Raw genomic sequence first — 23,968 nt, 5'->3', positions numbered from 1 at the left:
GCATTCACATCAAAATTTTTTATTGTTTAAAACAAAAGCGGCCAATTAGCATTAACCAATAATCATCAACTTTACTTTTTGTTTAATAGCGCCTTTGATGTATTTTTGGCGCTGCCTATTTATATGTTAAAACAGAATCTTCAACAAAAACTTTTACAAAAGCTCTCGCCTCAGCAAATTCAATTTATTAAGCTGTTGCAGGTTCCTACCGTATCATTAGATACCCGTATTAAAGAAGAACTTGAAGAAAACCCTGCGCTTGAAGATCTGAGTTTAACCAACATGAACGAGCCGGAGGAGCAATACCCCGACCGTGATCCTGACGATGATGATTACTCTTCTAACGATGAAAATTCTGAATACGATGAGTTTAACATAGATGATTATCTTCAGGATGACAGTGTGAACGATTACGGCTCGCGTTATGACCAAAATGGTGATGATGAAGAAGACCGTAAGGAAATGCCTATAGCAATTCAAAGCTCGTTTTTTGAAAACCTGCAGGCACAGCTAGATCTTGTGCCTTTGGATGATAAGGACTTTCGTATTGGTCAACAAATAATAGGAAGTTTAGATGATGACGGCTACCTGCGTCGCCCCATAATGTCGTTGACTGATGATCTGGCATTTTCACAAAATGTGATGGCGGAAGACGAAGAAGTTGAAGAAATGCTGAAGCTCATTCAAACCTTTGATCCTCCGGGTGTTGGTGCGCGCAGTTTACAAGAGTGTTTACTTATACAACTTCGCCGTAAAGATCCCAACGACCCAATTGTAAAAAAGGCAATTTTGGTAGTTGAAAACTATTTGGAAGAGTTTACCCGCAAACATTACGATAAGCTTGAGAAGTCATTAAACATGAATTCGGTTGAGCTGCGTGGCGTGGTTAATGAAATTTTAAAGCTTAACCCTAAACCGGGCGATACTAACGAGGTTAATACAAAGCAGCACCAGGTAATCCCTGATTTCCATATCGCCAACAACGACGGAACGCTTATACTGACTCTGAATGCGAAAAATGCGCCTGAGTTGCGGGTAAGTCGCTCTTACCAAGAAATGTTTGAGCATTATGATAAAGCTTCACAACGCGATAAAAAACTGAAAGAAGCGGTACAGTTCGTTAAACAAAAGCTTGACTCGGCCAAGTGGTTTATTGATGCCATTAAGCAACGCCAGCAAACGCTGCTTAAAACCATGAATGCCATTATGCAATATCAGTATGAATTCTTTTTAACGGGTGATGAGCGTAACCTTCGCCCAATGATTCTTAAAGATATTGCCGATCGTATTGGTATGGATATCTCAACTGTATCAAGGGTAGCCAACTCTAAGTATGTACAAACTGAGCATGGAACTTTTCTTTTAAAGTCTTTCTTCTCTGAAGCTATACAAACCGAGAGCGGTGAGGAGGTTTCAAACAAAGAGGTTAAGAAAATTTTGGAAGAATGCATTGGTGGCGAAGACAAAAGGCATCCGCTTGCTGATGAAAAACTAACCGAGATATTGAAAGAACGCGGCTATAACATTGCACGCCGTACCGTAGCTAAATATCGCGAGCAAATGAATATTCCGGTTGCAAGGCTACGTAAAGAACTATAAATTCGATTAACTTATTGGCTCGTAGGCTATTGAATCATCGCCTGCGTACAGTTCATTGCTAATGCGATCATTTATGTGGTGAACTATACCATCAAGTTCCTCGGCGCAGGTATTAATCATTTCTATTACCTGTTCCTTTTCCTCCATACTTTTTGAACCACGTGCCACATAGGCAAGCCCTAAAATAGAGGCAACGGGTCTGCGAATTTCATGTGAACTAAGCCATGATATGTGCTGTAGCACCTTATTTTGATGGTTTATCTTTTCCTCGCGCTTACGCCGGTCGGTTATATTCTGGTGCACGGCCATGTATCCGGTGTGTAAACCCTTATCATTAAATATTGGCTTGTATTCTACATTTACCCAAGGCGACGAACCGTCTTTCAAGAAATGTTGAATATCAATGCTGAACGTTTCCAGGGTTTCTTTACGGCGCCTAATTTCTTCAATTGTACCCGGAGCAAATTTATCCCCTCCCAAAATATCACCCGGATAAACACCCTTTAACTCGTCAAGCGTATACCCCGAATACTCTTCAAACGCACGGTTAGCCCAGGTTATGCTATGATCAGTATCCATAACAATAACCATGTTATTTATTTTGGTGATGATCTCAGCCAGGCGCTTGTTCTCTTCGTTAGCTCTCTTTAAAGCATCAATATCTTTTACCGCGCCAACTATGCGGGTTGCAACGCCCGATGAGTTATACAAACAATATCCCTGTGAAAATACCCATATGTAATCCCTGTGTCCGGCACACTTAATGCGGTATTCACAGTCCCAGTTGGTTTCGCCACGGTTCAACACTTCCTGCTGACTCCTGATTACGTTTTCTCGGTCGTCGGGATGAATGTGTGATCGCCACCATTTAATAGATCTGCCGATCTCTCCGGGGTCACAATTTAACAGTTCACTAACGTCGGTATAAAACGATAGATAATCATTTTTTATATCATAATCGTAGATAACATCACGTGTTGCCTTAGCTACAGTTTCATACCTTGAAATTGCACCTTCTAGCTGCATGTCTTTCAGCTTTTTATCGGTTATATCAACAAAGTAAACGGCAATACCATCAACAGTTGGATAAGCATCAACGTAATGCCATTTTTTAAAGTGCTTCCAATACGCCTCAAAACGTACCGGAATATTCTCTTTGATGGATTTAGTATATTGTTTATAAGTAATTCTGCCTTCAATACCCGGAAACACATCAGTCAATCCCTTGCCAATAACCTCACGGCTTGAAAGGCCAGTTTCTATTTCAAATTTCCTGTTTACCTTGGTAAATATTAAATTATGATCGAGCGTGTAAAAACCCTCGTTAATACTGTTAAGTGTATCTTCGAGGTTAAGCATATACTTATTGCGCTCATGCTCCAATTGTTTAAGCTCGGTTATATCCTGCGCCGAACCTAGCAATTTAAGTGGTTTTCCATCAGCCGAATGCACCAATTTTGCAATTTGCCTTATATATCGTGTTTCACCGGTTAACAAATGTATACGGTGAATTACATCAAACTTTTTACCGGTGGTAATTAAAAGGTTTAGTGCATCAAGCATATCGGCCCTGTCTTCGGGGTATATCTGCTGCACATACAAATCATAAGGATTTTCGGTAGTATATGGCTCGATGCCGGCTATACTGTACATCTCCTCCGACCAAATGAGCTGTTTATTTTCAAGATAAAACTCCCAACCGCCAACTCTTGCAATTTGCTGAGTTTCACTTAACTTGTTTTTTTCCTCACGCAATTCGTCATTTAAACGCTTAAGCTCCTGTTCATATGCAAGCTTTTGTGTAACATCCTGCGCCGTGACCATAATGTGGCGCTTTTTATTAAATGCTATTTGCTGAGAGCTAATAGCTACAGAAACTTCACTTCCATCACGCTTTAAATGACGCCAGATACCTGAAGGTTTAAGTTGATCTGACACCTGACTTATGGAATCAATTACACGCTGTTTATCCTCATCGGGGCGCATATCCAATATGCTCATGTTTAAAAACTCATCGCGCGAGTAACCGTATTGGGCAATTGCGGTATCGTTAACGGAGATAAACTTTAAGGTAACAGGGTCATATATCCACTTAGCCAGCGGGCTTCCCTCATACATAGAGCGATATTGACGTTCGTCATCTAAAAGCCTTTTATTATTTAATTTTATGAGATACCACAACAATAAGGTCGTGATAAAAACGAAGAAAACACCTTTTAAGCTGCTTACGATAAGCATATCAGCAGCATTAAGCTGGCTTCTGAATAAAAAGAGTACCTTATCGCTTGCGGTTATCCACAAGCAACAAGTCAACAGATATATCAGTGAAATTTTTACCTCTCCTACCCTCATTGCACGGTTACAAGCTTAATACGCAAAAAGGCAGAGTTGCGTTACGGTACTAATGTATATTATTCTAATTTGGGGTACAAAAAGTAATATGTTTTTTAACTATAACAGCTAAATGTTATTGACTTAAATGCAATATTATTACTAAAGGTTAATATTTGTAAACGCTGTTGGGAAACATTGCTAAAACCATTTAACGCTATATTTGCTTCATATTTATGCTACTTAAAATATATCCCGAAAACCCAAATCCTAAGGCTATTGAACAGGTGGTGCAGGTTTTGCGCCGAGGTGGTTTGATTATTTACCCTACCGATACCGTGTACGGCTTAGGGTGCGATATAACTAACCACCGGGCTATTGAGGCTGTGGCCAAACTTAGAAACATAAAGCCTGAAAAGGCTAATTTTTCATTTGTATGCTACGATTTAAGCAACCTGGCTGATTATAGCAAGCCAATAGATAACAGCATTTTCAGGGTATTGAAAAAGGCGCTGCCTGGTCCGTTCACTTTTATATTAAATGCCAGCGGCTTAGTACCAAAACTACTTAGTTCTAAAAAGAAAACTGTGGGTATACGTGTGCCTGATAACGTTATAGCCCGCGAAATTGTACACCAGTTAGGCAACCCAATATTGTCAACCTCCATTAAAGATGATGATGATATTATAGAGTACTCAACCGATCCGGAACTGATACATGAGAAATATCAGGATTTAGTTGACATTGTAATTGACGGAGGATATGGCGGCAACGTAGCTTCAACCGTAGTAGATGTTACGTCGGGTGAGTTTGAGGTTATACGTGAGGGTAAGGGTGATTTGGAGGCTTATTTGTAGCCGTAGGTACCTAAAGCGTCATATCCTTATCTCCACCACCAATCATCTCAAAGAATGAGAAATCTTTTTGACCCGACCAACTGATCGCCTCGAAAAGATTTCTTCCAACGTCGAAATAACATAAAATAATTTAAAGGGGGATCAGGACGGCCTTGCGGTTAATTTCTGATACTCTTTACAAACTCCGGAATACGCTCTAAATACCCTTCCTCAGCCTGGAACTTCACAAACGCACTACCAACAATTGCACCGTTGGCATATGCGGTAGCTTTATCAAATGCAGCCTTATTGCTGATGCCGAAACCGATAACCACCGGGTTAGTTAATTCCATGTCCTTAATGCGTTTGAAATACGTTTCCGTAACATCTGAAAGGGTCAAGCTACCGCCTGTAATTGACGCTGATGATAGCAGATAAATAAAGCTATTACTCAGGCCATCTATCTTGCGTATGCGATCTTCGGCGGTTTGCGGTGTTACCAGGAAAATATTGCTGAGGCCGTGTTTGGCAAAGCATTCTTTATACAAGGTTTCGTATTCATACATTGGCAGGTCGGGTACAATTACGCCATCTACTCCTACTTCGGCTGCTTTGGCACAAAAACGCTCAACACCGTATTGCACCATAGGGTTAGCGTAGCCCATTAGTAAAACAGGAATGCTTACACGCTTCCGCAACTCGGCCAGTTGCTCAAACAAAACGTTCAACGTCATACCGTTATCAAGCGCCTGCTGCGAACTGTTTTGAATAGTTGGTCCATCGGCAACCGGATCGGAATAGGGAAAGCCTATTTCCAAAAAATCAACCCCGGCTTTTTCTAAAGCCTCGGCTACATCAACAGTAGCGTTTAAGTCAGGGTACCCGGCGGTAAAATATACTGATAGCAAGTTGTTCTTCTTTTGGTTGAACATGCTGTTTAATCGGTTCATTCTGTTAGTTCATAGTTGATGGTTGATAGTTCATAGTAAAGATTAGTTCTGTATTTTTTAACATGAACTATCAACTATGAACCATGAACCAATGTTAAAATCCAAAGTGTTTAATATAAGTGCTCAAATCCTTATCGCCACGACCTGACAAGCAGACAACCACGTTGTCCGTTTTCTCAAACTTCATTTTTTCAAGCTGGGCGAATGCATGTGCCGATTCAATGGCCGGTATAATACCCTCCAGTTGCGATAACAATAAGCCTGCTTGCAAAGCTTCATCATCGGTAATGTTCACATATTCTGCACGTTTGATTTTATGCAGATGCGCATGTTGCGGACCTATTCCCGGATAGTCCAAACCGGCTGAGATAGAGTATGGTTCTACAACCTGCCCATCTTCGGTTTGCATTAAAATGGTGCGGCTGCCATGCAGTATTCCCTCTTTACCTAAAACCGAGGTTGCAGCTGAATGACCACTGTTTACCCCTTTTCCGGCGGCTTCAATAGCTATTAGTTTTACCTGCTCATCTTCCAAAAAATGGTAGAACATACCCATTGCATTACTGCCGCCACCCACACAGGCCAGCACGTACTGCGGCAACTCGCTGCCGGTATGCTCAAGCAGTTGTTTTTTAGCTTCTAACGATATAATGGATTGAAATCTGGCCACCATCTCCGGGTAAGGGTATGGCCCCACTACCGAACCTATGATGTAATGCGTATCAACCGGGTTGTTGATCCAGTCGCGCATGGCCTCGTTGGTGGCATCTTTTAAGGTTTTGCTCCCCGATGTAGCCGGCACCACCTTCGCTCCCAGCATTTTCATACGTGCTACGTTTGGTGCCTGGCGCTCCATGTCAATTTCGCCCATGTAAACTACGCATTCAATACCCATGAGGGCACAAACGGTGGCTGTAGCCACACCATGCTGACCGGCACCGGTTTCGGCAATAATGCGCTTCTTGCCCAAACGCTGCGCTAAAAGTATTTGCCCAATAGCGTTATTAATTTTATGTGAGCCGGTATGGTTCAAATCCTCACGCTTAAGGAAAATGTTTGCACCATACTTTTCGGACAGGCGCCTGGCATGGTACAAAGGCGATGGGCGGCCTACGTAATCTTTTAACAACGATTCAAACTCGGCCTTAAAGCTTTCGTCGGTAATAATGTTTTGGTACTGTTGGCGTAGCTCCTCTACGTTCGGGTACAGCATTTCGGGGATGTAAGCACCACCAAAATCGCCATAGTAACCTTGTTCGTTAACCGTATATTTCATTTTAGTTTGTTCTCAATAATGTAAAAGTAGTGCGTAATTTGTCCTCGTCTTTCACTCCCGGCTCCACTTCAAAGCGGCTGTTTAAGTCAACACCGTAAAACGTCGGGTGTTTAATTTGTTTTACCTCAGGTAGGTTGTCAGCACTCAATCCGCCCGAAAGGAAGAACGGCACATCTAACTTATATCTTTCCAGCACACGCCAATCAAATACCAGCCCCGAGCCGCCATGTGCCGCCGTTTTGGTGTCAAATAAAAAGTAGTCTACTTTATTAGCGTAGTCTGTCAACCTATCAAAATCGAAAGTTTCATCTACACCAAAGGCCTTAAGTACGGTTACCTGTTTTCTCAATTCAACACAGTATTCCGGGCTCTCATTGCCGTGCAATTGTACGGCAGCAAGCTGGTATTGGTTTATAAGTTGTTTAACGGTGTCTACATCTTCATTCACAAAAACACCTGTTTTAATAATAGATGCAGGTAAAGTGAATAATTCACCAGCAGGCAAACCACCCACATATCGTGGTGATTTATCAAAGAAAATAAATCCCATGTAATCGGGTTCTAAACCAGCAATAGCTTTTATGTTGCAAGGCACCTTCATGCCACATACCTTTATTTTCATCTGGTAATTCATAGGTGATATATCATAATTCATATTGGCTTCTGTTAGTTGATAATTCTTACTACTAACTATCATCATCTATGAACCATGAACTAAAAACTAATTCAACAACGCCTTAAAGCTCTTTAAAGCATTTCCTCTTAATAACGCTTCTTCTGCTTCATAAAAACAATCGGCGAAAGTTTTAGCTGGCTCAATGGTACGAATGGCCAATGCAGCATTACATAGCACAACGTTATTTTGCACCGTTGTGCCTTCACCTTTTAATACTTGCGTAAATATACCAGCAGAATCGGCTACGGTATGCCCCCCGGTTATATCTGCAGGGTTTACTTTGTCAAAACCTAACTGGCTAATGCTGTTAATCTTTTCGCCCTCGGCTGAAAAAGTTTTAAAATCTCCTGTAAGCGATACTTCGTCATACCCATCAAGCGCGTTAACAATGGTGTAATTTACGTCGGCTTTTTGGTAAAGGTAAGCATACAACCTTGCCAGTTCGAGGTTATATACCCCCACCATTTGGTTGTTTGGCCTTGCCGGATTTACCATTGGCCCCAGCATGTTAAAAAATGTTTTCACGGCCAGTTCTTTACGTACCGGCGCAACCGTTTTCATAGCCGGGTGAAACAGTGGAGCATGCAAGAAGCAAATGCCAGCTTTATCTAAACTGTTGTTTAGTTCATCAAAATCATTGGTAAACTGATAACCTAAATACTCCATTACATTGCTTGAACCACAGCCCGACGACACGCCGTAATTACCATGCTTAGCCACCTTATAACCCGCCCCGGCTACAACGAATGATGCCAGCGTTGATATATTAAACGTGTCCTTACCGTCTCCGCCTGTTCCGCACAAATCTATCAGCTCATCGGCTTCCAGCTTAAGAGGAAGGCATAGCTCAAGCATAGCATCACGAAAACCCTCTAGCTCGTTTACCGTAATCATACGCATGCAATAGGCCGTCATAAATGCCGCCATTTGCGAGGTATTGTACTTACCTTGAGCGATGTTAGTCAAAATCTCTTTCGACTGCTCGCGGCTGAATGTTTTATGTTCAAATAAGTGGTTAAGTATTGCTTTCATAGCCCCCCAGCCCCCTAAAGGGGGAGCTGCCTTTCTAAATTGTTTAAACTTTTTATCCCTGGTTGATTCATTTGCTCCCCCTTCAGGGGGCTGGGGGGCAAAAAAAAGGGTTGCCTTTTGGGCAACCCTTCGTAATATTTTGTACATACAAAAACAGGAGATTGCCTTACGATTTCTCGTTAAGCCACCACCAGTTGTTGTTTTGTAATTTCATGTTGTGTTTATGTTGGCAAATATATTATTGATTTTTCTAATTGCAAATCTTAATATAATTTTATTAACAAATAATATTGCAATACATCATATGGCTTCTGATAAATGAGTGAGTACCCCAGAAGATGATTTAGGTTTTGGCAGGCAGGCAACAACCTCATCTGCATGAGCTGGATCCGCTTTTTGGTAAATATTGTAACCGGATATTTGATTACAAACCTTATTTTTGCAACCGTTTACAACTTAACCGGCATCGAAAATCTCAGAGGTGCCGATGGCGGAAACTTGTCCGAGCACTTTTATAATGCCTTTTTCTTTTCGGCCCTGAGTCGGACGGTTGTTCATCCATTAAACGATGATAGCACTATAAAAAATATTACCAGCGAAGATTTAGAGCGTTCCAACGCCAATTTTGCCGTGTTGTTAAAGGCTTATGATGATTCCTTCTCGGAAACGGTACATTCCCGAACCTCTTACCAATATGATAAATTGTTTGAGGTGCAAGCTTTGTGCCTGCATTTTACGCCCATTACAGCGGTAAGATGATTTTAGATTTAAGTAAGATAAGTGATTTTGCACAATCTAAAACGCCTTTTGATGCTTAATTTGAATTAAATTGAACTAATAGTTAATAAATAGGTTTAGTATTAAAACTACTGAACTATGGAAAACAAACCAACCTCATTCCCGGCTGAAACGCAGGAACATCAACCGGGTGACGAAAGCGCCATGACTCCAAGACCGGAGTACATTAACCCCAACTACAAAGCTGCCGGCAAGCTTAACGGTAAAGTTGCGTTAATAACCGGTGGAGACAGCGGTATTGGACGTGCTGTTAGTGTGCATTACGCTAAAGAAGGTGCCGATGTAGCAATTGTTTACCTTGATGAAGACACCGATGCCCAAGAGACGAAGAAACTGGTTGAAGAAGCAGGCAAACGCTGTTTACTGATGAAAGGCGACATTAAAGACAGCAGCTTTTGTAAAGATGCTGTTGAAAAAACAATTGCTGAATTAGGCAAGCTGAATATTTTGGTCAATAATGCAGCCATACAGTTTCCACAAAAAAATGTGAGCGATATTGACGATAAACAACTGGAAGACACTTTCAGAACAAATATTTTTTCGCACTTTCATTTTGCCGCGGCAGCTGTACCGCATTTAACTGATGGTGATACCATTATCAATACAACATCAGTAACTGCATATCGCTCATCGCCCGAGTTAATTGATTACTCATCAACAAAGGGAGCTATTGTGACGTTTACAAGGTCGCTTGCTAAAAATCTGGCTGAAAAAAATATTCGTGTAAACGGTGTAGCCCCCGGACCTGTTTGGACGCCACTCATCGTATCGAGCTTTGATGAAGAAAAAGTTGCAAAGTTTGGACAGGATGTACCAATGGGACGCGCAGGTCAACCTTCAGAACTGGGTCCGGCTTATGTTTTTCTTGCGTCTGAAGATTCGTCATATATTACCGGACAAATTATTCATGTAAACGGTGGAGAAGTGATTAACGGTTAATTAAATCGTTTTTTTAACAGTACGCGAAGCATTGTTTGAAAAAAGAAAACCCTCGCTTTTCAGGGCGAGGGTTTTCTTTTTTCAATTATTTCAACAAAGGGTCCTTCTCCTTTGCAAATACATTATACACCAGCTTATCTAACCAGGCCGGAAATAGTTTACCAAGCAACACTGTTAGCTTACCTTGCCCTGTTAGTATCAAAGTTCTTTTACGATTAACGATACCATTGGCAATTATAGCTGCTACCTCTTCGGAGGTCATCATTTTGTCCTCTTCAAGGCTGCTTTCGCCTTGTTGTTTTGCTTCCTTATTCAAGGCTGTATTGCGAATGTTCGATGCAGTAAACCCGGGGCAGGCCGTCATTACATGTACTCCGGTTTTTAAATTTTCCACCCTAAGGGCATCTAAAAAACCATTCATGGCAAACTTTGATGCAGAATAACCGGTACGCCCGGGCAAGCCTTTATACCCGGCTATTGATGATACGCCTACAATGCTTCCCTGTGTATTTAAAATTTCAGGAAGCGCGTACTTAGTGCAATATACCGTACCCCAAAAGTTCACATCCATTAATGACTTTAAAACCTGCAAGTCAAGGTCCTTAAATAAGGCACGCATTGATATGCCGGCGTTGTTTATAAGCACATCCACCCTATTAAAAGTTAGCTTGGCCTGCTTAATTAAATGGGCACAATCTTCTTCAACAGTAACATCACATTGTACTGCCAGTGCCTTTACATTAAATTGCTTTTGTATATCGCTCGTAATATCACACAAGGTTACAAACTGCCTTGCACCCAATACCAAATTAGCACCGCGTTTTGCAAGTTCATAGGCCAGTGCTTTACCAATACCCGAAGATGCGCCGGTGATTATTACTACTTTATTGTTTAAGCTCATATGCCGGAGATGACCACCCCGGCATGTTTTTAACACGCAACTCAGGCAGCCTGAATAAATATTTTACTGCGAAAGTAAGCATTGCACCGTAAAAGTTTTTCATGTGCTGCCAATTCACCTTTGATGCGGGTTGTGATACTTGCTGAATTACGAATGTTTTGGCAAAATAGTAGTTTTTAAAGCCGGCCAAACGTATACGGTACGATAGATCTATATCGTAGCCATAACCTTTAAAGCGGCCGTCAAACATGCCTATTTCTTGTAATACCGAGCGACGTAACAACATAAAACATGAATTAAGCACGTCCGTTTCGGTATTTTCAAAGCCCTCTATCCAACCGGCTTCATAATGTTTGCTAAACAACCTCGATTTGCTAAATAACCTTGATAAGCCAGTTAATCTGAAAAAGCTGATCCATTCAGGGGGCATGTTTTTGTTAGATCCTTCAACAAAATTCCCTTCGGCATCAAGCATACGTACAGATACTCCACCTACCTCCGGATGTGCTTGCAAAAACTCCTTTAATCTGTCAAGGGTTTCTTCACTAACAAGTATTGCTGCATCAAGTAAAAGTACAAACTCACCTTTGCTCGCCTTAATTGCTTCGTTAGCTGCATTGGCAAATCCCTGCTTACGCGAATGCTCGATAACTTTTGCCTGAGGAAATTCAGCTTTTACCATTCTAACCGAAATATCCTCAGAAGCATTATCAACTACTATTACTTCACTGTCTGGTAAAGCTGCGCGCTTTAAAGCCCCGAGAGCATGTCTCAAAGGTCTACATTGATTATGATTAATAATAATTGTAGATAGCTGCATATTTTACTTAGATAGAGAACTTTCGTATGGTACGCGGGTAGCAATCGACCTACCAAGGGTGATTTCATCTACATACTCCAGTTCTCCTCCAAATGCTATGCCACGGGCTATAGTTGAGAAATTTATTTTGAATTCTTTTAAACGTTTGTGCAAATAAAATATGGTTGTGTCGCCTTCCATAGTTGCGCTAAGCGCAAATATCACTTCACGCACTTCTTCGGCCTTCATCCTTTCTACCAACGAATCAATTTCAAGGTCAGAAGGACCTATTCCATCCATAGGAGAAATGAGTCCGCCTAGCACATGGTATACACCAGTGTACTGATTTGTATTCTCTATGGCCATTACATCGCGCGTGTCTTCAACAACGCAAATAGTTCCATGATCGCGTTTACGTGATGCGCAAATTTCACAAACGGTAAAATCTGATATGTTGTGGCAGGTGCGGCAGTGCTGTATATCGTTACGTAGCTTAGTTACCGAATTGCTGAACCGCTCGACATCGGTTTTTTCCTGCTTAAGTAAATGCAACACTAGCCGAAGAGCTGTTTTTTGTCCAACACCGGGCAACTTCGAAAACTCTGCAACTGCATTCTCCAGCAACTTCGACGAAAAATTCATTACCCAAAATTACAAAAACAACGGCAATTAGGTTTGCCGTTTTAAAGGCTTTACTTTATCGTTACTAAAATTCGTATATATGCGAGAGTATTGCCACGTATGGTTCTTTTGATATAATAACGCGGCTAAATAGACATTACACTTAAACAAGACACAGCATGGCGCCCGGAGTTTTACTTTTATTTATTGCTGCCTATTTTTTGGTGCTCATTTTAATTTCTTATTTCACATCGCGCAAATCGGCTGATAACGATACCTTTTTTGTAGCGAATCGCAATTCAAAATGGTATTTGGTAGCGTTTGGTATGATTGGTACTGCCCTCAGTGGTGTTACGTTCATTTCGGTTCCGGGCAAGGTTGGCGCCCCCAGCGGTGATCAGTTTGCATACTTTCAATTTGTATTGGGCAATGCTGCAGGTTTCATCATAATTGCAACCGTATTGCTGCCATTGTATTACCGCCTGCAGGTCACTTCCATATACAGTTACATTGAAAGCGCGTTAGGGAAATGGAGCTATAAAACAGCGGCAACCATATTTTTAATCAGCCGAACTATTGGCTCGTCATTCAGGCTTTATCTTGTTGTAATTGTATTGCAAAAATTCATATTTGACAGTTATGGATTGCCGTTTGCAGCTACAGTTTTGTTCTGCTTGTTGCTTATCTGGTCGTACACGTTTAAAGGCGGCTTAAAAACAATCATCATAACTGATAGTCTTCAAACACTTTTTTTGGTATCATCCGTTTTTTTGTCTATTTACTTTATATGTCGCAGTTTAAATTATAATATTTTTGAAGCTGCCGAGGCAATTAAGAACAGCAGTTACTCAAAAGTTTTCTTTTTGAATGACTTCATGAGCAGCAAGCTTCACCTGAGCAAACAGTTTTTAGGTGGCCTGTTTATAACCGTTGCAATGACTGGGCTTGACCAAGACCTGATGCAGAAAAACCTCAGCTGTAAGAACATTGGCGAGGCGCAAAAGAACATGTTCAGCTTCACTACCGTTTTCGTAATTATTAATATCTTCTTTTTAAGCGTTGGCGCACTGCTTTACCTCTACGCAGCAAAAAATGGCATATCGGTAGAAAAAACAGACTATTTGTACCCTACCATTGCCCTGCAACATTTAGGTACCCTACCGGCTATTGTATTTATGCTCGGTCTAACGGCAGCAACCTTTGCTACTACCGATTCGGCCCTTACGGCATTGACTACCTCCTTCTGTGTAGATTTTTTAAACTTTAACAAGCGCGCCGATGTTAATAGTACAGCCATGGTTAAAACTAGGCATTACGTTCATATTGCCTTTTCGGCGCTCATGTTTTTAACCATTATTTTATTTAACGCTGTAAATAATGATGCTGTGGTAAGTGCTATATTCAAAGTAGCATCATACACCTACGGACCGCTGCTGGGGCTTTACGGGTTTGGACTTTTTATGAGTGGCCGCCAGGTTAATGACAAGCTGGTACCGTTTGTTTGCTTGATCTCGCCGGCGGTGTGTTACTTTTTAAGTACAGAATCAAAAGAGTTAATGGGCGGTTACGTATTTGACAATGAATTAATCATAGTAAACGGATTGATAACCTTTGTGGGCTTGCTGCTTACCTCAAAGGCTAAAAAACATATTGCAGCGTTGTAATTATTTATATTTTGAATTGATTTTATATGACAAGCGATGATAAAATAAGACAAGCTTTTCAGAACCAGAACTGGCACGAAATAAAGGTTACTGACAGCTGGCAGATTTTTAAAATAATGGCCGAATTTGTTGACGGCTTTGAAAAGCTGGCTAAAATAGGTCCGTGTGTATCAATATTTGGTTCGGCACGTACTGCTAATGATAACCGTTATTATGAAATGGCTGTAGAATGTGGCCGTTTGTTAACTGAGCAAGGTTACGGCGTAATATCGGGCGGTGGGCCGGGTATTATGGAAGCAGCTAACAAAGGTGCTTATGAAGCCGGCGGCAAATCAGTAGGATTGAATATTGAGCTACCTTTTGAACAATTTCATAACAAATATATTGACCGCGACAAGCTATTGGAGTTTGATTACTTCTTTGTGCGCAAGGTTATGTTTATGAAATACTCGCAGGGCTATATTGTATTGCCTGGCGGCTTTGGTACTATGGACGAAGCATTTGAGGCGATAACACTTATTCAAACCGGCAAAATAGCCCGTTTCCCTATTTGCTTTGTGGGCGTAGATTACTGGAAGGGTTTGTTTGAGTGGATAGAAGGAACCATGCTTGGTAAGGAAAAAAACATCAGCCCTGACGACTTGAACCTTTATCGCCTGGTTGATACTGCCGAAGAAGCGTGCGAGCACATCTTCAGATTTTATAACAAGTACCTTCTTAAGCCTAACTTTTAACCGTAACAGTTGGTTGCAGTACAAGTTTAAAAACGTATTACAAGTTAGTGATTATTTATCCACCACAGTATTGGCAACCACCTTTAAACAGGTAAACGTAAGCTACCACAGCGAGGTAAGCTAACAATAGTAAACCAAAAACTATCAGCATAATCAAAGCCATTGCTTTCCAAAAAGGCATTGGCTTTTTTACTTTTATTTCATCCCTTAGTGTAACCGGCTTTGGTTTACCAAATACAACGGTTAAGACAATAATTAAGATAAAACCTCCAAGCAGCAAAGGCCAAAACCAGTTACGGTGCCACCAGTCTTTGAAATATAATAATGTTGCCTGGCTTTCCTCGCCCGGTGAGGTGTAAAGCTTGGTAACATAATATCCGTAATCAGATGTTTTCCCTATTATTATCCTGATTTCTTTTTTATGCTGTAATAAGAAAAAGTTAGTGCGCGAGGTTTCAAGCTTAACCTCCGTGTTATCATAAGTAATGGATACGTTTGTGTGAGAAAAAGAACTTTTGGTGAATTTTTTGGTCACACTTACTACCGGAACTATTACATCAACCTGTTTGTTAAATATGGCATCACAAATAAAACTGGCTTTTTGAATAGTGCTTAGTGTACCTGCCCAGGTTATAGCAGTCACAAAAACAATTATTGTATAAGCTTCCCATTTTTGGGGGCCGTAGTATTTAAATGCGTAGTAAACGGCTGTAACAAGGCTGATGATAAAAATTGGTGTTCCATATTTATATCCAATACTTGCATCAAGCATATCAAACATAAAATACGAAACTGCATATACAACAATAAAAGCAGTAACAACTATAATGATGAAGAGCGTGTCAAAGCGTTTCATTAAACCTTTTTTATACGCAATCATATACAAGTGGATTTGTTTTAATTCACCAAAATTAGCACACAAGGAATACCATCTATTGACATGTAACAGTAATAAAATATTTGTTGCACCAAATTTTAGTTGACACATCAACCATTATTTATAGCTTTGTGAGGTGAAGAAATGTGATTTTAATAAGGGGCTTTTGTTATTTAGAATTTTTCATTTGCACAAAATTATTTGTAACAAAGCCAACAGATTTTTTTCTAATGAAGGGATGCAAATTCAGGTTGAGCAAATACCCGTTTTAATGGTGATTCATCATTTGGGGCCTTGCTCTCAACAAGATATAGCACACGAACTTTTAAGAGACAAATCATCGGTATTAAGGACCGTTAGTTCTTTACAATCAGCAGGTTTTTTAAAAGTAGAAAACGACTCGGAAGACAAACGAAAAAAACTTGTAAAACTATCGGCACAGGGCTTTTGGCTTACAGAAAAAATCACGGCAGAAGTTGGCGAAATGGATGATAGGATGTTTTCAAATCTTTCTGTTGCTGAAAAGCTGATACTTACTGAACTTTTAGACAAATGCGCCAACAACATCGAAGAAACTGAAGCAATAAATAGTTGACATATCAACACCAAACACAATTTACAACGCATATCAACCTTTAAATATGAATCTGTCAAAACTAACAGCAGTACTCCTACTGATTAGTGGATTTCAAGCCTTTGAAACGGCCTCGGGTCAAAATCAACCACCCGAAGCGCAGGGAATTCACAATTTCAGTGTCAATGAATGTATAACTTATGCTTACGAGCACCAGGCTTCTGTGGTAAATGCCGCATTAGACGTTAAAAGCGCAGAATACCGTATCAAGGAAGTAATCGGATCCGGCTTGCCGCAAATTAATGGAAGTGCATCTTTCCAGGATTATCTTAAAATTCCTACTACACTCATCCCTGGTGAATTTATTGGGCAGCCCGGCTCGTTTATTCCAGTAAAGTTTGGGGTAAAATACCAGTCGGCTTTAGCGGCAGATGTTACTCAACTTATTTTTGACGGCAGCTTTTTGGTGGGTGTGAAAGCTTCAAAAACTTACAAAGAGCTATCGCAACGCAACTATACCCGCAGCCGCATTGATGTAAACGTAAATGTAACCAAGGCTTATTACCAGGTTTTGGTAAGTGATGAGCAGGTGAAGCTGCTTGATGCAAACATAAAACAGCTGAAACAGCAATTGGATCAGACCACAGCCCAAAACAAACAAGGCTTTGTTGAGAAAATTGATGTTGACCGTTTAACCGTGCAATACAACTCGCTGCAAACCCAGCGCGAAAATGTATTAAGACTTTTGGCACTCAACTATCAGCTTCTTAAATTTCAGATGGGTATGCCCGTTGATGATAACTTAATTTTGAAAGATAAGCTGGCAGATGTAAAACTCGATGAATCTGCTACTGCTGAAAGCACTGATACTACTTTTTATAAAAAACGTATTGAATATGGCTTATCTGAAACTCAAATAAAGCTGTATGAATATGATATAAAACGTACCAAGGCTTTGTTTTTACCATCATTAAGCGCCTTTGGTAATTATACATCATCTTACCAAAATAACACTTTTGGCAATTTATACAGTAGTCAGTTTCCGGCAAGTTATGTAGGGCTGCGTTTAAACGTACCTATTTTTAGCGGAGGTCAGCGCATCAATCAACTGCGCCAGGCTGAAATAACAGTTCAGAAATCAAAAAATGAGCAGTCAAACCTTAAAAATGCATTGGCTCTTGAAGCAAACCAGGCTAAAATAATTTACTTCAACGGCTTACAAACCCTTGGCAGTCAACGCAAAAACCAGGAACTTGCCCGCGAAGTACTAAGGGTATCAAAAATTAAATATCAGCAAGGCGTTGGCTCAAGCATTGAGGTAACCCAAGCCCAAACGGCTCTTGAAGATGCCGACAACAAGTACATACAAGGTTTATATGATGCCCTGGTAAGTAAAGTTGACCTGGAGAAAGCATACGGACGTATACAATAATCAAACACAACCTATAGAACACAAATCATGAAAAAATTTATATACATACCTGTACTGCTTTTTTTAGCGGCCTGCAGTAATAAACCTAAAGACAAGAAAGCCGAACTTGCTGAATTGAAAAAACAACAAGCCGACTTAAACTCCAAAATAACTAAGCTACAAGCCGAGGTTGGTAATACCGATTCCACAGCAGCTGTTGAGGTTGGGGTGTTCCCGGTTCAAACTGGTGAGTTTGTCAATTATGTTCAAATACAGGGACGCATTGATGCCCAAGACAATGTAGTAGCTTATCCGCAGGTGCCGGGTACTATTACAGCAATTTACGCCAAAGCAGGTCAGCGCGTAAGCCGCGGGCAATTGCTTGTTCAGCTTGATAATGGCGTGGTAAAACAAAATATAGCTCAGGCCGAGGCACAACTGACACTTAACCGCTCATTATTTCAGCGCCAAAAAGCTTTATGGGATCAAAAAATTGGTACCGAAGTACAATACCTGCAAGCTAAAACTACTTTAGAGGCCAGCGAAAAAGGTCTGTCCGCACTGCGTCAGCAGGCAAACCAAATGCGCATTATAGCTCCTATAAGCGGCACCATAGACCAAATGGACCTAAAGCTTGGCCAGGTAATACAGCCAGGACAAAACGGTATACGCATAGTAAATGCCGAAAACTTAAAAGTTAAGGCCGATGTCCCAGAGTCGTATTCAAGAAGTGTTAATACCGGTAATATGGTGAAAATTCTTGTTCCGGATGCCAGAGATTCTGTTGAAACCAGGGTAACATTTGCCGCAAAATCAATTGACCAGGCGTCGCGCAGCTTTGCGGTTGAGGTAAAGCTACCCGAACGCAAAGGCTTGCGCCCTAACATGACTGCAATTTTGAAGATTGCCGATTATACTAAATCTGATGCTATAGTTATACCTATTAAAGCTATACAACGCTCAGAGGAGGGCGATTTTGTGTACATCATCAATAACGGCACTGCAAAAAAATCAACTATTAAAGCTGGCAAAACCTATAGTGGGAAAACTGAAATTTTATCAGGCATCAAGGCCGGCGACCAGTTGATTATTGACGGAGCTACCGATGTTGAAGACGGCGACAAGGTAAAGGTAACCCAGCAGTAAAACTAAACCATATAGGCAACCACCTTACATCATATTAATATGAAAGATGTACACAAAGAATTTGGCCCCTCAAGTTGGGCCATAGATAATAAAACGGCTATTTACGTACTTATGTTCCTGATAACCATTTTGGGTATCATCAGTTACAATAATTTGCCAAAAGAAAATTTTCCTGATATTGCTGTTCCTAAAATTTTTATCAACACAACTTTCGCAGGTCAGTCACCTCAGAATATTGAAAACTTGGTAACCAGGCAAATTGAAAAGAAGCTTAAATCATTAAAAGGCTTAAAAAAGGTTACCTCAAACTCCGTACAAAACGTATCAATTATTACAGCCGAGTTTACGCCAAACATTGATACCAAAGATGCAAAGATTGATGTACAGGATGCCGTAGACAAAGCAAAAGACGACTTACCTCAAAACGATGATAATTTTAAGGAGCCGGTTGTATCTGACATTAACGTTGCCGATTTGCCTATTCTTTACGTGAACCTTTCAGGTGACTATGACCTGAAAAAGCTCAAAGAATATGCTGATGTTTTGAAAGATGAAATTGAAGGCTTTAAAGAAATATCAAAGGTTGATGAGATTGGTGCCTTAACTCCTGAAATACAAGTAAACGTTGATATTAATAAGATGAGCGCAGCTCAACTTACTTTTCAGGACATTAATACGGCTATAGGGTATGAAAACATCCTGTCATCAACCGGTACTATAAAGTCTGACGGTGTACGCCGTAGTATAGACATCAAAAAAGACTTTAAAAGTGCAGACGAGGTTGCGGCTATGATTATACGTAACCCACAGGGTAAACCTGTTTACTTAAGAGACATTGCCGAAATAAAAGATTCATTTTTGGAGCAAGAGAACTTTGCACGTTTAAAAGGACCGAACGATACAAAATTTAAAAACGTAATTACCTTAAACGTTAGTAAACGCTCGGGCGAAAACCTGATTGAAGCATCAGACAAAATATTTGCGCTGATTAAAGAGAAAAAGAAAAGCTCATTTCCAAAAGGCTTAAACATTACTGTAACCGGCGACCAAAGCGACAAAACCCGAACTACTTTAGATGATTTGATTAACACAATCATCATTGGTTTCGTTCTTGTTACGGTTATCTTGATGTTTTTCATGGGAACAACCAACGCGCTGTTTGTGGCGCTTTCGGTTCCGCTATCATGCTTTATAGCCTTTTTGCTTATGCCTGCCATAGGGTTTACATTAAACATGATTGTGCTGTTCTCATTCTTGCTGGCGCTGGGTATTGTGGTTGATGATGCAATTGTGGTTATTGAAAATACTCACCGAATTTTTGACAATGGGAAGGTGCCTATTAAAGAGGCTGCTAAAATTGCCGCGGGTGAAGTTTTTATGCCTGTATTTTCAGGCACCATGACCACGCTTGCACCATTTGTTCCTTTGGCATTTTGGAATAGTATAATCGGTAAGTTCATGTTCTTTTTACCAATTACGTTAATCATTACTTTGCTTGCTTCCTTAGTGGTGGCTTATATCATGAATCCGGTTTTTGCCGTTGACTTTATGAAGCCGCACCATGAAGGTGAACATGAAAACCCCAAATTTGATAAGGCTACTAAACGTGCGCTCATTTATTTAAGCATTGCTACGGTCATAGCTTATCTTATAAACGTTGGCTTCGGTAATTTTATGGTGCTTATCATCGCACTTTACCTTATCAATCATTTCTTCCTGCTAAAAGTTATCGACAGGTTTCAGAAAAACACATGGCCAAAGTTTCAGCGCTGGTATGCTAAATGGCTTGAGCGTGCTGTTAAGCGTCCTGTTACCATATTATTAGGAACCCTAGGCTTATTTGTTTTTGCTATAGTGTTAACCGGGCTTGTGGGTAAAACGCCCAACTTTTTCCCATCTGGAGACCCCAACTTTGCATATGTATATATCACCTTGCCTATTGGTACCGACCAGGCTACAACCAACGAGGTTACTAGAAAAGTAGAGCAAAAGGTGTCGCAAATAGTTGAACCCGATAAAGACATTGTAACGTCAATCATATCAAACGTTACAAAAAGCGTTACCGACCCGCAAGATGAAGACCAGCTCGATTATCAAAACAAGGGTAAGGTAACCGTTGCCTTTATAAAGTTTGGTGAGCGTGACGGCAAAGACACTAAGGAAATTTTAAATAAAATAAGAGATGGCGTTAAAGGTATTGTACCGGGCGTGCAGATTGCTGTAACACAAGAGGCTGCAGGCCCACCGGTGCAAAAAGATATTAGTATCGAAATTGCCGGAGACGATTTGGATTCACTTGTAAAAACAGGAAACAGGTTAAAAACCTACCTGGCTAAACAAAACATTGCCGGTATTGAAAACCTAGTACCTGATATTGAAAGCGATAAGCCAGTAATTATTTTTGACATTGATAGAGAACGTGCAAATCGTGAAGGTATTTCAACACAGCAAATAAACTATAACCTTCTTACCGCAATATTTGGATGGAGAGCTGCTGATTTCAGAAACACCAAAGAAGACGACTACCAGATTAAAGTGCGTGCGCTTGAAAGCCAGCGCAGCAGCATTGAAGAGTTGCAGAACATGAAAATTACCTATCGTGATTTAGCTACAGGTGGAGCTATAAGACAGGTACCTGTATCTGCTTTCAGTGATGTGCGTTACACTAATACCTTTAGCAACATTAAGCGTAAACAACAACGCCGCGTTTTAACATTATCATCAAATGTTATAAAGCCTTATAATGCCAATGATGTAAACGCAAGCATTTTAACGGCAATAAAGAACTTTAAAAAACCCGATAACATTATTATACGCCAGGGCGGCGGGCAGGAAGATCAGTTAGAGGCTGCAACCTTTTTAGGCGGCGCGTTACTTACCTCTTTTGGTTTAATTCTTATCATTTTGATGTTACAGTTCAATTCCGTCGGAAAAACTCTCATCATCATCAGCGAGATATTCTTCAGTATTATTGGCGTATTGCTGGGTATGAGTATGTTCCAAATGACTATGTCAATTGTAATGACAGGTATTGGTATTATTGCGTTGGCCGGTGTAGTGGTACGAAACGGAATTTTATTAGTTGAGTTTACCGATATGCTTATAGCCCAGGGAGCAAACGTGCACGATGCTGTGGTTGAAGCAGGGCATACCCGAATGACACCTGTATTGCTTACGGCAACTGCCGCCATATTAGGGTTAATTCCGTTGGCTGTTGGCTTTAATATCGATTTTGTAGGCTTGTTTACCCACTTTAAACCACACATTCACTTTGGTGGTGATAACGTAGCTTTTTGGGGTCCGCTTGCCTGGACAATGATATTTGGTTTGGGCTTTGCAACCATAATTACGCTGATACTGGTACCATGTATGTACCTCATACGCGTGAACATGAAGAACTATTTCTTTGGTAAAAAAGAGGCTAAAGAAATCACTACAAATGATTTAAAAACAGCGCATTGATACTTAATTTACAACAAAACGGGCCGCGTTAATGCAGCCCGTTTTGATTAACACATATTAACATCAAAGACCGTTCGGGTAAGCTTCTGGCTGGTATTGATAAACTACTTCAAATGGCTGATGCTTATATTTAGTTGCAAGCTGCCCTATTTTTAAATCTTCCGGCTGCAACGTAGGCTCGCAAACCCAATAAGCCTTACCGTTATAAATAATTGACTCGCCCCCTACCGGTTTATCAAATTGCACAGCAATGGTAAGGTGCGTTGGAAACAACAAGGCAATCATTGGGCGGTTGTAAATTACCTTCACTAAATAAAAAAACAGGGCGGCACGGTCATCGCAATCACTGTAGGTATTAAAAAGCGTTTCCTCGGGCGACATGCGTTTCTCTTTCCCATAGCTTACTTCATCATCTTCATACAGAAATGCATAGCGTGTAAAACGCATCAAGTAATCAACTCCCTTTTTCTCGTCCATCCCCTTAACATTTTGCTTCAATAAGGGTATTAATGATCCATATGTTTCTTTAGTAAGCGGTATATTAAAATAGCTTTTAAAGCTTACGCCAGGGTAATTTGTAAACAAGCTGTCCACCGTTTTATTAAGCTTTATTTTAAAGCTGTATTGTTTATGCTCATACACAAAAGCCAGCTGTTTATCAAAATACGCTTCGGGTTTAAAATCGGGCATACGCGTTACGGCATATGAAAAAGCCATTGTTGCCCCCGGCACTTCAATCTTCACCTGGTAAGGCACATCCTCATTTAAATCAGTTTTTGGATAATCGTGGTAATTAAGACACATATACTTTTTACCATCAATCATAAAAAAGGGTATATCGCGTATATCCTCATCATTGTAAACATAAAATATTAGCTTGTTATTGGCTACAGCTAATTTGGCATCATATCCGGTTTTAGCAAGTAAAAACCATTTATATAAAGTATAGCGAGGGTAGTTTTCCTTTTTAGGGCTTATTTGCTCAGCAACACGCCTTACAAGCTGGTAATACAACCAATCATTAAGTTGATGTTCCTTTTTATAGGCTATTAGTGAATCAGTAATGAGCTTGTATTGAGATGAATTAACTTTGCTATAAAATTCCTTAATACCTTTTTGTGTTAAAACGGTATCAACCGCTATTTGAACACTTGCATCGGCAGTTGCAACAAAGGGGTCATTATACAAATTAAGTTTAATAGGTATGCTCCTGCCCTGAGCGTTAGCGGTAAAAACCAAACACTTAAAGCATAAAGCAAAAAAACTCATCCCTACTATACCCTTCACGCTATTTACAATTGGTTATAATAAATATACAATAACTTAACATAATTGTAACATT

The 23,968-nt window shown here is 40.4% G+C and carries 20 protein-coding genes; 10 read left to right on the top strand and 10 right to left on the bottom strand.

Annotation, left to right across the window (positions count from 1 at the left end; genetic code table 11):
* Window positions 1-123 precede the first annotated feature (123 nt).
* On the top strand, window positions 124-1,599 hold the full coding sequence (gene rpoN / locus QZ407_RS14970; RefSeq protein ID WP_295772488.1) for an RNA polymerase factor sigma-54: 1,476 nt from the start codon (window positions 124-126) through the stop codon (window positions 1,597-1,599).
* A gap of 6 nt (window positions 1,600-1,605) precedes the next feature.
* On the opposite strand, the gene QZ407_RS14965 is transcribed toward rpoN, so the two are convergent.
* Window positions 1,606-3,900 carry a PAS domain S-box protein gene (locus QZ407_RS14965; protein ID WP_295772486.1) on the bottom strand — a complete coding sequence of 765 codons (2,295 nt, stop codon included), beginning with the start codon at window positions 3,898-3,900 and terminating at the stop codon, window positions 1,606-1,608.
* A gap of 266 nt (window positions 3,901-4,166) precedes the next feature.
* On the opposite strand from QZ407_RS14965, the gene QZ407_RS14960 reads away from it, so the two are divergent.
* A complete protein-coding gene (locus tag QZ407_RS14960; protein ID WP_295772484.1) occupies window positions 4,167-4,787 on the top strand; it encodes an L-threonylcarbamoyladenylate synthase in 621 nt (206 codons plus the stop codon).
* A 158-nt stretch (window positions 4,788-4,945) separates the two neighbouring features.
* Here the strand turns inward: QZ407_RS14960 and trpA are convergent, their stop codons facing one another.
* From trpA to trpD, 4 genes are all read right to left on the bottom strand, one after another.
* Complete coding sequence (trpA, locus tag QZ407_RS14955) at window positions 4,946-5,716, bottom strand: tryptophan synthase subunit alpha (RefSeq protein ID WP_295772482.1); 771 nt, start codon at window positions 5,714-5,716, stop codon at window positions 4,946-4,948.
* Between the two features lie 94 nt (window positions 5,717-5,810).
* Window positions 5,811-6,992 (bottom strand): tryptophan synthase subunit beta, encoded by a 1,182-nt coding sequence (gene trpB, locus QZ407_RS14950; RefSeq protein ID WP_295772480.1) that lies wholly within the window; start codon window positions 6,990-6,992, stop codon window positions 5,811-5,813.
* A gap of 1 nt (window position 6,993) precedes the next feature.
* The gene (locus tag QZ407_RS14945; RefSeq protein ID WP_295772478.1) at window positions 6,994-7,692 is read right to left on the bottom strand and encodes a phosphoribosylanthranilate isomerase; all 699 of its coding nucleotides are present in this window, start codon (window positions 7,690-7,692) and stop codon (window positions 6,994-6,996) included.
* Between the two features lie 21 nt (window positions 7,693-7,713).
* Entirely contained in the window at window positions 7,714-8,700 is a 987-nt protein-coding gene (gene trpD, locus QZ407_RS14940) for an anthranilate phosphoribosyltransferase (RefSeq protein WP_295772666.1), read from the bottom strand.
* A 378-nt stretch (window positions 8,701-9,078) separates the two neighbouring features.
* On the opposite strand from trpD, the gene QZ407_RS14935 reads away from it, so the two are divergent.
* Entirely contained in the window at window positions 9,079-9,459 is a 381-nt protein-coding gene (locus tag QZ407_RS14935; RefSeq protein WP_295772476.1) for a hypothetical protein, read from the top strand.
* 117 nt (window positions 9,460-9,576) lie between these two features.
* Window positions 9,577-10,437 carry an SDR family oxidoreductase gene (locus tag QZ407_RS14930; protein WP_295772475.1) on the top strand — a complete coding sequence of 287 codons (861 nt, stop codon included), beginning with the start codon at window positions 9,577-9,579 and terminating at the stop codon, window positions 10,435-10,437.
* Window positions 10,438-10,522: 85 nt separating this feature from the next.
* Here the strand turns inward: QZ407_RS14930 and QZ407_RS14925 are convergent, their stop codons facing one another.
* The 3 genes from QZ407_RS14925 to recR are packed head-to-tail and all read right to left on the bottom strand — an operon-like array spanning window position 10,523 to window position 12,779.
* Window positions 10,523-11,338, bottom strand: coding sequence for an SDR family oxidoreductase (locus QZ407_RS14925; protein ID WP_295772472.1), 816 nt, complete (start codon window positions 11,336-11,338; stop codon window positions 10,523-10,525).
* On the bottom strand, window positions 11,322-12,158 hold the full coding sequence (locus tag QZ407_RS14920) for a glycosyltransferase family 2 protein (protein WP_295772470.1): 837 nt from the start codon (window positions 12,156-12,158) through the stop codon (window positions 11,322-11,324). The genes QZ407_RS14925 and QZ407_RS14920 overlap by 17 nt, the downstream gene beginning before the upstream one ends.
* Window positions 12,159-12,161: 3 nt before the next feature.
* Window positions 12,162-12,779, bottom strand: a complete 618-nt coding sequence (recR, locus tag QZ407_RS14915) for a recombination mediator RecR (protein WP_295772468.1) — start codon at window positions 12,777-12,779, stop codon at window positions 12,162-12,164.
* A gap of 158 nt (window positions 12,780-12,937) precedes the next feature.
* Here recR and QZ407_RS14910 point away from each other — a divergent pair, with 158 nt between their 5' ends.
* Both QZ407_RS14910 and QZ407_RS14905 read left to right on the top strand, forming a co-directional pair.
* Window positions 12,938-14,422 carry a sodium:solute symporter gene (locus QZ407_RS14910; RefSeq protein WP_295772466.1) on the top strand — a complete coding sequence of 495 codons (1,485 nt, stop codon included), beginning with the start codon at window positions 12,938-12,940 and terminating at the stop codon, window positions 14,420-14,422.
* 26 nt (window positions 14,423-14,448) lie between these two features.
* Window positions 14,449-15,156: a TIGR00730 family Rossman fold protein gene (locus QZ407_RS14905; protein WP_157542271.1), complete on the top strand. Its 708-nt coding sequence runs from the start codon at window positions 14,449-14,451 to the stop codon at window positions 15,154-15,156.
* Window positions 15,157-15,211: 55 nt separating this feature from the next.
* Here QZ407_RS14905 and QZ407_RS14900 read toward each other — a convergent pair whose 3' ends face one another.
* The gene (locus QZ407_RS14900; protein WP_295772463.1) at window positions 15,212-16,036 is read right to left on the bottom strand and encodes a hypothetical protein; all 825 of its coding nucleotides are present in this window, start codon (window positions 16,034-16,036) and stop codon (window positions 15,212-15,214) included.
* A gap of 133 nt (window positions 16,037-16,169) precedes the next feature.
* Here QZ407_RS14900 and QZ407_RS14895 point away from each other — a divergent pair, with 133 nt between their 5' ends.
* Genes QZ407_RS14895 through QZ407_RS14880 form a run of 4 tightly spaced genes read left to right on the top strand, consistent with a single transcriptional unit; the run spans window position 16,170 to window position 22,626 of the window.
* Entirely contained in the window at window positions 16,170-16,628 is a 459-nt protein-coding gene (locus tag QZ407_RS14895; RefSeq protein ID WP_295772462.1) for a MarR family transcriptional regulator, read from the top strand.
* Window positions 16,629-16,674: 46 nt separating this feature from the next.
* The gene (locus tag QZ407_RS14890) at window positions 16,675-18,039 is read left to right on the top strand and encodes a TolC family protein (RefSeq protein ID WP_295772460.1); all 1,365 of its coding nucleotides are present in this window, start codon (window positions 16,675-16,677) and stop codon (window positions 18,037-18,039) included.
* Between the two features lie 27 nt (window positions 18,040-18,066).
* Entirely contained in the window at window positions 18,067-19,164 is a 1,098-nt protein-coding gene (locus QZ407_RS14885; protein WP_295772459.1) for an efflux RND transporter periplasmic adaptor subunit, read from the top strand.
* A gap of 39 nt (window positions 19,165-19,203) precedes the next feature.
* The gene (locus QZ407_RS14880) at window positions 19,204-22,626 is read left to right on the top strand and encodes an efflux RND transporter permease subunit (RefSeq protein WP_295772457.1); all 3,423 of its coding nucleotides are present in this window, start codon (window positions 19,204-19,206) and stop codon (window positions 22,624-22,626) included.
* Between the two features lie 63 nt (window positions 22,627-22,689).
* Here the strand turns inward: QZ407_RS14880 and QZ407_RS14875 are convergent, their stop codons facing one another.
* Window positions 22,690-23,895, bottom strand: coding sequence for a hypothetical protein (locus tag QZ407_RS14875; protein ID WP_295772454.1), 1,206 nt, complete (start codon window positions 23,893-23,895; stop codon window positions 22,690-22,692).
* Between the last annotated feature and the right edge of the window lie 73 nt (window positions 23,896-23,968).

It is taken from the genome of uncultured Mucilaginibacter sp., assembly GCF_913773635.1.
In the GTDB taxonomy this organism is placed as follows: domain Bacteria; phylum Bacteroidota; class Bacteroidia; order Sphingobacteriales; family Sphingobacteriaceae; genus Mucilaginibacter.
Note: the sequence above shows the minus strand (reverse complement) of the source record. Positions and strands in the feature narration are given on the sequence as shown.